Source organism: Nostoc sp. (assembly GCF_036919495.1).
GTDB lineage: Bacteria > Cyanobacteriota > Cyanobacteriia > Cyanobacteriales > Nostocaceae > Nostoc.
Map to the genome: position 1 here is coordinate 19582 of NZ_JBALBZ010000013.1, position 10380 is coordinate 29961.

General features: G+C 47.4%; 11 protein-coding genes. All 11 read right to left on the reverse strand.

Annotated elements, in window-relative coordinates:
* Positions 1-62: 62 nt before the first annotated feature.
* The 11 genes from V7K25_RS01260 to V7K25_RS01310 all read right to left on the reverse strand — a co-directional run bounded on the left by V7K25_RS01260 (position 63) and on the right by V7K25_RS01310 (position 10373).
* Positions 63-932, reverse strand: a complete 870-nt coding sequence (locus V7K25_RS01260; protein WP_334791993.1) for an alpha/beta fold hydrolase — start codon at positions 930-932, stop codon at positions 63-65.
* 57 nt (positions 933-989) lie between these two features.
* A complete protein-coding gene (locus tag V7K25_RS01265) occupies positions 990-1640 on the reverse strand; it encodes an MOSC domain-containing protein (RefSeq protein WP_335154363.1) in 651 nt (216 codons plus the stop codon).
* A gap of 19 nt (positions 1641-1659) precedes the next feature.
* Positions 1660-2409 (reverse strand): SDR family oxidoreductase, encoded by a 750-nt coding sequence (locus V7K25_RS01270; protein WP_335154365.1) that lies wholly within the window; start codon positions 2407-2409, stop codon positions 1660-1662.
* A gap of 85 nt (positions 2410-2494) precedes the next feature.
* Entirely contained in the window at positions 2495-2926 is a 432-nt protein-coding gene (locus V7K25_RS01275) for a cupin domain-containing protein (RefSeq protein WP_292794545.1), read from the reverse strand.
* Between the two features lie 300 nt (positions 2927-3226).
* The gene (locus V7K25_RS01280) at positions 3227-4138 is read right to left on the reverse strand and encodes an SDR family NAD(P)-dependent oxidoreductase (RefSeq protein ID WP_335154367.1); all 912 of its coding nucleotides are present in this window, start codon (positions 4136-4138) and stop codon (positions 3227-3229) included.
* A gap of 102 nt (positions 4139-4240) precedes the next feature.
* Positions 4241-5815, reverse strand: a complete 1575-nt coding sequence (locus V7K25_RS01285; RefSeq protein WP_335154369.1) for a GMC family oxidoreductase — start codon at positions 5813-5815, stop codon at positions 4241-4243.
* Positions 5816-5993: 178 nt separating this feature from the next.
* Positions 5994-7577, reverse strand: a complete 1584-nt coding sequence (locus V7K25_RS01290; protein ID WP_334792000.1) for a GMC family oxidoreductase — start codon at positions 7575-7577, stop codon at positions 5994-5996.
* A 199-nt stretch (positions 7578-7776) separates the two neighbouring features.
* Positions 7777-8589, reverse strand: a complete 813-nt coding sequence (locus V7K25_RS01295; protein WP_335154371.1) for an alpha/beta fold hydrolase — start codon at positions 8587-8589, stop codon at positions 7777-7779.
* 114 nt (positions 8590-8703) lie between these two features.
* Complete coding sequence (locus V7K25_RS01300) at positions 8704-9261, reverse strand: DsbA family protein (RefSeq protein ID WP_292794558.1); 558 nt, start codon at positions 9259-9261, stop codon at positions 8704-8706.
* Between the two features lie 245 nt (positions 9262-9506).
* Positions 9507-10136 (reverse strand): response regulator, encoded by a 630-nt coding sequence (locus V7K25_RS01305; RefSeq protein ID WP_292794561.1) that lies wholly within the window; start codon positions 10134-10136, stop codon positions 9507-9509.
* A gap of 66 nt (positions 10137-10202) precedes the next feature.
* Positions 10203-10373 carry a sensor histidine kinase gene (locus V7K25_RS01310; RefSeq protein ID WP_335154373.1) on the reverse strand — a complete coding sequence of 57 codons (171 nt, stop codon included), beginning with the start codon at positions 10371-10373 and terminating at the stop codon, positions 10203-10205.
* Positions 10374-10380 lie beyond the last annotated feature (7 nt).

Below are 10380 nucleotides of genomic sequence, written 5' to 3' on the forward strand. Positions count from 1 at the left end.
AATAAAAGCCCTTACAAAGGTAGGTATTTTTTATTTGGTCATTTTTTGACGATTCCAGCCGCTCAGGCGAGAACGGATTGCAGTCGTGATGTGAGAAATTGATCGATATAGTTTGCGATCGCATCCCCATCCTCTTCCAGGGCAAAATGTCCGGTATCGAGTAGATGGAACTCAACGTCTTTCAAGTCACCCTGGTAGGGATAAGCACCGTCAGCAGGAAAGATGTAGTCGTTCTTGCCCCAAACAATCAGGGTCGGAGGTTGATAGTTGCGGAAATACTCTTGCCATTGGGGATAGAGTGGTGGATTGCTGCCATAGCTATACAGCAGTGCCAGTTGAATTTCACCGTTGCCAGGGCGATCGAGGAAATGTTGATCGATAGTCCAGGTATCGGGGCTGATCGCTTCTAGATTGCGAACACCGTTGGTATATTGCCACTTCGTCGCTTCCAGGGTGACAAGATATTTGAGCTTTTCAGCATTCTCAGGCGATCGCTCTTGCCAGTATGCCTTAATTGGTTCCCAGAATTCGCGCAGACCTTCCTCGTAAGCATTGCCATTTTGAACAATCAGAGATTGCACGCGCTCTGGATATTTAGCGGCAATCCGATAGCCTATCGGTGCACCATAATCCATCACATAAAGGCTGTACTTTTTGAGATTGATCGCAGCAATGAATTTTTCCACAATCTCAGCCAAGCGATCAAACGTGTAATCAAATTCATTTACAGTTGGCATCGAACTGTTGCCGTAACCAGGGTAGTCAGGCGCAACAAGATGGAATTTATCAGCCAGGGCAGGTATGAGATTGCGGAACATATGAGAGGAAGTTGGAAAGCCGTGCAATAACAGAATCGTCGGATTATTACGAGAACCAGCTTCACGGTAGAAGATATCTAAACCATCGATCGAAACTGTGCGATATGTAGTCATGGGATTACTCCTTGTAAGTGATAAAAGTGACATGATGGCGTTTTACGACAGGTTGATCTATCTCACATCCTGACGACGGATCTGCTCCTGAAAGTAGTCCCGCCAGCTTTCGGGTAAGGCTTCAAGTTGAGCAGCACGATGCAGTAACTCTGGATTGTTTCGGTCACGAACATAAAGCTGAGTGATATCAGCAACAGTAATATTGTTGGTATCTCGACTCATCAACTCTAAAGTGTCTCCGACTCCAACTTCGCCCTCTTGCAAAACCCGAAAGTAAAATCCGGTGCGACGACTGGCGAGAAATCGTTTCACCATATCCGATCGCCCAAAGCGAATCCCTAGTTTGTAGCAGGGTAAGCGCGGTTGAGTCACCATTAGTTCCACACTACCGATTTTGAAGCGATCGCCAATGTTAATTTCCTCTTCTTTAAATCCTGTAACTGTGAAATTTTCACCAAAGATACCAAGTGTTAACTCTGTGTCAGGCAATTCACTTTGCCAATACTCATAATGCTCAAAAGGATAGACATAAACGGCTTTGTCAACTCCGCCATGAACGGTGAGATCCGCTTGTCGATCGCCATCTAAATTGAGTTCACGCACCATCACTCTCGAATTGACCGGCTCTTTGAAAATTCCAGTGCGGACGGGTTTTCCTTTCCAGGGCACTTCACGCGGCAGGCCAACATTAACAGAGATAAGCTTCATTTTTAACTCCTTTTGGATTTCAAATCTGTGCCATACCGCCATCGACAAACAACTCAATGCCGTTCACAAAGCTGCTGTCATCTGAAGCGAGAAAGACAACGGCTTTGGCAATCTCATCGGGTTTGCCGACTCGTCCCAGTGGGATGGTGCTGGCTTGGCTGTCCACGAATTCTTGCAACTGCTGGTCATTCAGTCCCAAATGATCGTAACCAGGAGTCGGAACCACACCAGGGCTAATGGCATTGACTCGGATCTTGCGTTCTCTGAGGTCGAGTATCCAATTCCGAGCAAATGATCTCACGGCGGCTTTAGTAGCGCTGTAAACACTGAAAGCTGGCGTACCTTTTATAGAAGTAATCGAAGCATTCAGGATAATAGAAGCGCCATCTGGCAACAGTGGCAGTGCCTTTTGTACGGTGAACAGCAAACCTTTGACGTTTATGTTGAATGTTTTGTCAAAGTGTTCCTCAGTGATTGCTCCAAGTGGGGCAATTTGTCCACCGCCAGCATTAGCGAAGATGATATCGAGGTGTCCTTGTTCTTGCTTAATGGTGGCAAACAGACGATCCAGGTCTGCCAGATTAGAAACATCGCTCTGCACAGCCGTAACATTTTTACCAATGCCTTCTACAGCAGCATCCAGTTCGACTTGGCGACGACCCGTGATGTAGACATAAGCACCTTCAGCAACAAACTGTTTGGCTGTGGCAAGACCGATACCACTGTTGCCACCCGTGACAAGGGCGATTTTTCCTTCTAGTTTTCTCATTATGCTAATCCTTTGATTGTTGGGTTTAAAGCGGTCAGTTACTAATGCAGACTGGAGTCAGGAGGAAGAATAGTCAGCTTAATCTCTAAGGGATATCTCCGGGCGCACCCAGAGTTTCGTCGCCAATTTCGCTAGAGACGCGCATGAATAATGCCAAGTCAGTTTTCTCATTCTCGTTTAGCGTCCCTGTTGCTTCTATTAGTTGAGCAAAGGCACTAGGCGCAGCAACAACCAACCCGCGAGCTGGTTTATCGCTAAGTGCGGCGACTACATGGATGGTGTTAGGCGGGATGAAGAAGCTTTCACCAACGCCTAGCACAACCTTGTTCTCACCTGCCCAGACAGTAAACTCTCCTTCCAGCACATAAAGTTGTTCGGAATAGCGTGTATGGCGATGGGGTGGAGTCTGTGTACCAGGAGTGAAATAGCCCTCAATCAGGTCGTATTTACCGTCAGTCGTGGTGTGATCGGCGAGGATAGTGAGGCGAGAACCAAGAAGCCAGAATGATTTTGTCATGGAATAGATGCTTCTAATGAATGAATTGTGTTACGAATGCTCAAGTTTGCGGTTCAGATAAGGCAGGCGTTCATGCCGTTTTTAGATAGACAAGTGTGACAAATTTTTAACATTAAGCTTGTTGGCAAGACTTTGCGAGGTACGCTCCGCTTTAATTAAATCTGCTGCCTTCTCAGCAATCATGATAGTGGGTACGTTCGTATTTCCCGTGGTGCTCGTGGGCATGATGGACGAAAGGCTGGCAGGCTTACGATCGGCAATTCGTTCATCAACAGCGTGAAGCTCACTGTTACTGCCAGGTCAAGCGAGCAGGCGCAACGATTCATTCCAGAGCCGATCGGCATTGTCTGGGTTCAGGGCGTAGGGGGCAACTCCGCTTATATAGCCGTTCCCGTTGGTGACGAGAGTGGCTTCGTTGCAGTCCTCGAAATAGCGTCCGCCAACGCCCTTTAGTAGCAAAGAGGTTGCCAACAGAACGGAAGTTGCCGCACCCTGCGCTATTGTCTTCTGCCGCTCAGGTGGGGTTTTAAGACCGCCCGTATGACGCTGGAGGTTGGTTGCGATCGCCCCGGGCATCAGGGCATTAGCGGTAATGCCATCCTTGAACCAGCGCGCAGTAGCACCGACAGCAAAGAGGATGCTTGCGGTCTTGGACTGTCCATACGCCAACCACGGATCATAAGGACGGAACATGAAGTGAATATCATCGAACACAATGGGCGACATCAGGTGCCCGCTAGAACTAACGGACACGATACGGGCGGCACCCTCTGCAGCGAGAGCGTCGTGTAGTCCGAGCGCTAGGGCAAAGTGTCCGAGATAGTTAGTGGCAAATTGCATCTCCCAGTCTTCGGGTGTGCGCTGTTCGGGCAGTGCCATTACCCCTGCATTATTAACGAGGATGTGCAGCGGCTCACGCCAGGCAGCAATGAACTTGGCAATTGAGTTGCGATCGCTTAAATCAAGCGGAGCAACATGAATATTCCGGTTCCCAGTAGTAGCCATAATGTCAGCCGCGACTTGCGCTCCAGCATCGGTATTACGCAGAGCTAGTGTGACGATCGCTCCAGTTTGAGCCAGTGCCCGCGCCGTTTCTACGCCGATGCCCGATGCGGCTCCCGTAACGATCGCCCGCTTGCCGGAAAGATCAATTCCTTCTACGACCTCGGCGGCGGTGGAATGTCGTCCGAATGGTGTTGTAATCAGTGCCATTGTGTATTCCTTTACAGAGATCGAGTGTTCTTGCCTAACATCGACCGATAAACGCTCAACAGGTATGATAATCTGAGATTGATCAAAGACGATCGCCCGTTTCTAAATAGATGAATACGCCGGATTTTGGACGTTAGATTTGCTGAGAACCGTTCGTGCTGTGCGACCTGCTTTAATTAAATCCGCTGCCTTCTCACCAATCATGATGGTGGGTGCGTTCGTATTTCCGGTCGTGATGGTGGGCATGATGGAGGCATCAACAACTCGCAATCCCTCAATTCCATGTACCCGTAGTTCAGGATCGACCACCGCCATTGGATCAGTACCCATTTTGCAGGTGCCAACCGGATGCCACACTGTGCTGCAATTGTTGCGGATATAAGCAACGAGTGCTTCATCACTCTGAACCTCAGCACCCGGAGCAATTTCTGCCCCCCGAAACTCATCAAAATGACTCATGTGAAACAATTGGCGTGCTAGTTTAATTGCAGCGACTAACTTTTGCACATCGGCTTCACTTTGCAGATAGTTCATCCGAATCATGGGGGTGTCTTGCGGATCAGATGAGCGCAAACTCACACTGCCACGATTTTGCAGACGGGTCAAAGAGACAACATCCGTGAACCCAAAAGCAGCAGCAGGATAGCCAAGCGGCAAGAACTGGACAGGAGCGAAGAAAAACTGTAAATCAGGTGCAATCTCTGAGTTGCCTTCGCTATGTAAGTACAGTCCAGCTTCTCCGATACTACTCGTGCTAGCAAAGTGTAGATCCTGAATTGACTGATAGACCACAGGAACCAGAATGTGATCTTGCAGGTTTTGACCCACTCCCTGCAAATCTAATACGACAGAAATCCCCAATGCCTGTAACTGTGAGGCATTGCCAATCCCGGATAGCATTAGAAGCTTAGGCGAATCGAATGCACCCGCACTTAAAATGACTTCCTTGTTGACTCCAACTTGGTGCAGCATTCCCTTGTGTAGATATTCCACGCCAACAGCGCGAGTACCCTCAAATAACAATCGAGTCACCAACACCCCAGTTGTAACGGTCAAATTAGGACGCTGGAGAATGGGCAAAAGGAAAGCAGCCGCAGCACTGTGCCGTTTACCGTCCTTGATAGTGTGTTGATAAAATCCTGCTCCTTCCTGCTGCTTGGCGTTGAAATCAGGATTGTAGTCATAGCCTGCTGCAACACACGCCTCTACAAATCGGTGAGAAATCGGAGCAGGCGCAATCAGATCGCTCACGCTCAACCCTCCATCTACACTGTGATAGGCATCAGCACCGCGCTGCTGGTGCTCGGATTTCTTGAAATAGGGCAAGACATCCTCGTAACTCCAACCGGGATTTCCTAATTCCTGCCAGCGATCGTAATCGTGAGGATTGCCTCGAACATAGAGCATGAAATTAATCGAACTGCTGCCCCCTACGACTTTGCCACGGGAACAAAGGATCTTGCGGTTGTTCAGATACGGTTCTGGTTCGGAGAAATAGCCCCAGTCCACTTCAGTGCCAATTAGATTGACGCATTCTGCTGGGATTTGGATTTCCGGTTTCGTCGCTGGATTGCCCGCTTCAAGCAACAGTACAGTGATTTCTGGGTCTTCTGTGAGACGATTGGCGACTACGCAGCCTGCTGACCCTGCACCAATTACAATGTAGTCATATTGCATCACGAAACTCTCCTTTGCTGTCTGCAACGAATTGATGGAACTAGGGATGGACAGAAGTAGCCCTACTTTCCTGCGTAGAAATAGTCCGGCTTGATCTTGCTCTTCAGACGGTCACGTATCTCGATAGAGAAACAGAGTACGGCACTGAGGGGGCGATGATGAATTGCAATATGGACAATCAGACCGTCCGGGTTCTTGGTGAGGATTGTGACGCCAGATAAGAGCTGACCGCCGAACGCTTGCGCCTCTCCGCTTTAATTAAATCTGCTGCTTTCTCACCAATCATGATGGTCGGTGCGTTCGTATTTCCCGTGGTGATTGTTGGCATGATGGAGGCATCAACAACTCGCAATCCTTCAACCCCATGTACCCGCAACTTAGGGTCTACCACTGCCATTGAGTCAATGCCCATTTTGCAAGTGCCAACCGGATGCCATACAGTGCTGCAAGTATCCCGAATGTAAGCTTCGAGTGCTGCATCACTCTGAACGTGGGAACCCGGAGCAATTTCTTTGCCACGAAACTCATCAAAGGCACTGGTTTGAAACAATTGGCGCATTAATTTAATTCCCTCAACCAGCTTCTGCACATCGGCTTGACTTTGTAGATAATTCATCCGAATGGTTGGTGGATCGTTGAGATTAGATGAACGCAAACCGACACTGCCAATATTTTGCAGATGGGTCAAATCGACTGCACCCGTAAATCCAAATGCCGCTGGAGCATAGCCAGGGGGTAAGAGCTGAATGGAACCGAATAGAAACTGTAAATCGGGTGCAACCGCTGAATTCCACTTGCTATGCAAAAATAATCCAGCTTCCCCGATACTACTGGTGCTGGCAAAGTGTAAATCCTGAGTTGCTTGGTATACCACAGGAGAGAAAATGTGGTCTTGCAGGTTTTGCCCAACACCTGGCAGATCGACGACAACAGAAATCCCTAATGTTTGTAAGTGTGCTGCATCCCCAATGCCGGATAGCATTAGCAGCTTAGGCGAATCGAACGCGCCCGCACTTAAAATCACTTCCCGCTCAACCCTGACTTGGTGCAGCATTCCCTCGTGCAGATATTCCACCCCAACGGTGCGGGTTCCCTCAAACAACAATCGAGTCACCAATGCCCCAGTCGTTATGGTCAAATTGCGACGCTGGAGAATGGGCACAAGGAACGCAGCAGCAGCACTGTGCCGTTTACCCTCCTTAATGGTGTGCTGATAGAGTCCGGCTCCTTCCTGCTGCGTACCGTTGAAATCAGGATTGTAGTCAAATCCCATTGCCACACATGCCTCTACAAATCGTTGAGAAGTTGCAGTAGGCGCAATGGGATCGGTAACGCTCAACTCCCCATCAACTCCGTGGTAAGCGGAGGCACCGCGTTGCTGGTGTTCAGATTTCTTGAAATAAGGCAAGATATCCTGGTAACTCCAACCGGGATTTCCCAACTCCTGCCAGTGGTCATAATCGTGATGATTGCCTCGGACATACATCATGAAATTAATCGAACTGCTGCCTCCCAAGACTTTGCCACGGGAACAAAAGATTTTGCGATTATTCAAGAAGGGTTCTGGTTCAGAGAAATAGCTCCAGTCCACCTCTGAGCCTAGTAGATTGACGCACTCCGCTGGGATGAAAATCTCTGGTTTCGTATCTGGGTTACCCGCTTCGAGTAGTAACACAGTTGTGTCATTGTCTTCGGTTAGACGATTGGCAACCACACAACCTGCTGACCCTGCACCGATTACAATGTAGTCATAATTAGTCATAAAGTTCTCTTCCTCTGTTATCTACAATCGATAAATGGAGTCAAGAATGAATTCATTTAAAGAGCGATTGCTGAGATACTGTTAGTTATTTGATTTACCTGCGTACCAATGGTGTATCCACCAAATGTTCTGCCAGAAACCAAACTTGCGTCTCATTGGTTCGCAGGACTTAGCTCACTAACAAATCGTTAAATTGGGATTACTTCACAGCAGTACTTGCTGCTTCAATCACTTTGGCAACTTCTTTGGGATGAGAGATAAAAGGAACATGACTGGAGTTAACTTCGGTTGTCCTAGCATTAATCCGTTTAGCCATAAATCGTTGAAGTTCAGGGTTGATGGCGCGATCGCTTTGAGTCACGAGAAACCAGGAAGGAATCGTTTTCCAAGCAATTTCATTCACTGATTGCTCAAACGCTGCGCTGGCGATCGGCTTTTGGGTTGCTGCCATCACTCGCGCCTCAGCCTTCGATACGTCTTGGGCAAAAAATTCGTGAAACTTCCCGCGATCGATATAGAGAAAGTTTTCAGCATCAGACACGATCGCCGTACTAATCGGAGGTGCTGCGTACTTTTTATTCAAATCACTCGTCTTTTCACCGACATCTGGTGCGAAAGCATTAACATAAACCAGAGCTTTCACCTGTGGATTGCCAGCCGCTGCACCCGTGATCACATTTCCACCATAGGAATGTCCAACTACTACAACGGAACCTTTTTGATTATTAATCACCCGCTTCGTCGTTGCCACATCATCAGCAAGCGAGGTGAGCGGAATCTGCACAGCAGTCACTCTGTAGCCATCCTGCTCTAACAATGGAATAACGTGTTGCCATGATGTACCGTCAGCATAAGCCCCATGAACGAGAACGATCGCAGGTTTAGAGTTGGACGCTTGAGGTAATTCCTTGGAGGTGGCTGGTGTTGGATGCATTGATATTCCAACGACAACACTTAATGCAAATAACCACAGCAACAATTTTTGAACTTTTTTCCATGTAAAAACTATCATTGTGATCCCCTCTGTATTCTTGCTAAATTGGTGAAATCTCTGGTTCTTGTTGTCGGTATAGAAGTTATGAAATACTCTCTGCCGAAATACTTATTAAGATAAGCACTAAAAACATTAATCATTTGCAGCAACAATGGCTGCCATTATCTGCTCAACAGTCCAGCGATTGGAATAGCGAATTCCATTAATAAACAAAGCGGGTGCAGCCTCCACTCCACTTCGCAGTCCACCTTCAATATCCGCATTGATAAGATTGACATACGCTCCCTTGGATAAATCCTGCAAAAATTGAGAAATATCAAGTCCTAAACGATTGGCATACTCCACTAGATAGCCATTTCCCAACTCCTGTTGATGGATAAACAGCATCTCATGCATTTGCCAAAACTGCCCTTGAGCCGCTGCTGCTTCTGCGGCTTCCGCTGCCCGTTGAGCATGTGGATGAATCTGTACCTGAGGAAAATGACGGAAGATAAAACCTAAATTGTTTTCTCCAAACGAAACCTTCAATTGCTGTTGAGCAACTTTAATCAATCGATAGACGTTGGCACTTTGAAAACATTCATAATCTCCATACATGACGAATACTACAGCAGCATTCAGTACACCTTGAATATGATCCTGGGTTGAAGGCAGAACGAATAAAGAACGATTATCACGGTCGTAAGTCATGTTTCGGTTTGTATTAAGCAAACTTAAGCCTTACAACCCAACTGCGCTAACATTGCTATGGATTCAATATAGACAATTGACCCTCTCTTGTCGTCCACTCTGGGTTGACATTTTTATACAATCGAGTGATGGATGAACCCGTCCAGCTCGTAGTGGAAGGTTGTCTCCAACTTTAGTTGGAGTCTAAAGCCAATTCTATTGGGGAAAAGGTAAAAATTCACTTCCCTTCCCTCCTTTTTCCTCACTTACAAACTGACAATCCCACGCTTAACAGCAGTAATCACAGCTTGTGTGCGATCGCTCACGCCCAGTTTGCTCAAAATCCGATTTACATGCGATTTGACGGTACTTTCACCAATAATCAAAGCAGTCCCAATTTCTTGATTACCCATTCCTTGTGCCATCAAACGCAGCACTTCCAACTCTCGTTCAGTGAGTTCTGGATTGCTCATTCGCTGCAATAATTTTGCGCCCACTTCTGGCGGAATGTATTTCTGACCATTATGAATGGCGCGAATCGCATTCAAAAGCTCGCCAAGTTTAAAATCCTTAAGCAGATAGCCTTGAGCGCCCGCCTGTAAACCGCGATAGATATCTTCATCGCCATCGTAGGTTGTGAGTACAGCGATCCGAGCCTGCTTAAATTCAGCACAAATCGCCATAATGGCTTCAACACCTCCCATTTTGGGCATTCGTAAATCCATTAGTGTGACATCAGGTTGGTGTTCTCGAAACGCGTTGATTGCCTGTTGTCCATCTTCTGCTTGAGCAATCACTGTCATCTCTGGATCGCGATTAATGATGGTTGCTAGACCCTTTCTGACTATGGCATGGTCGTCAACAATCAAAACCCGAATATTTGTTGATTGGCTCATAATTATGAATAATTAGAAATTGAGCTACTACAGGTTGCGTTTGTAACCAGTGCATTTTTAATATTCTCACTCTCGATTTACAATGACAACAATTTCTGTTCCTTGCCCAGGTTCGCTCTGAATACTCAGTTGCGCTCCAAGGTGTTCTGCTCGCTCGCTCATTCCCAGCAATCCAAATCCGCCAGATGGGATTGTAGCAACCCCAAAGCCCCGTCCATCGTCTTTAACGCGCAGAATACATTGT

Bases quoted from the DNA above. Each gene is read 5' to 3' on its own strand.
- V7K25_RS01280 (WP_335154367.1), bottom strand. From the start codon at position 4,138: ATGGCACTGATTACAACACCATTCGGACGACATTCCACCGCCGCCGAG.
- V7K25_RS01305 (WP_292794561.1), bottom strand. From the start codon at position 10,136: ATGAGCCAATCAACAAATATTCGGGTTTTGATTGTTGACGACCATGCC.
- V7K25_RS01275 (WP_292794545.1), bottom strand. From the start codon at position 2,926: ATGACAAAATCATTCTGGCTTCTTGGTTCTCGCCTCACTATCCTCGCC.
- V7K25_RS01285 (WP_335154369.1), bottom strand. From the start codon at position 5,815: ATGCAATATGACTACATTGTAATTGGTGCAGGGTCAGCAGGCTGCGTA.
- V7K25_RS01300 (WP_292794558.1), bottom strand. From the start codon at position 9,261: ATGACTTACGACCGTGATAATCGTTCTTTATTCGTTCTGCCTTCAACC.
- V7K25_RS01260 (WP_334791993.1), bottom strand. From the start codon at position 932: ATGACTACATATCGCACAGTTTCGATCGATGGTTTAGATATCTTCTAC.
- V7K25_RS01290 (WP_334792000.1), bottom strand. From the start codon at position 7,577: ATGACTAATTATGACTACATTGTAATCGGTGCAGGGTCAGCAGGTTGT.
- V7K25_RS01295 (WP_335154371.1), bottom strand. From the start codon at position 8,589: ATGATAGTTTTTACATGGAAAAAAGTTCAAAAATTGTTGCTGTGGTTA.
- V7K25_RS01265 (WP_335154363.1), bottom strand. From the start codon at position 1,640: ATGAAGCTTATCTCTGTTAATGTTGGCCTGCCGCGTGAAGTGCCCTGG.
- V7K25_RS01270 (WP_335154365.1), bottom strand. From the start codon at position 2,409: ATGAGAAAACTAGAAGGAAAAATCGCCCTTGTCACGGGTGGCAACAGT.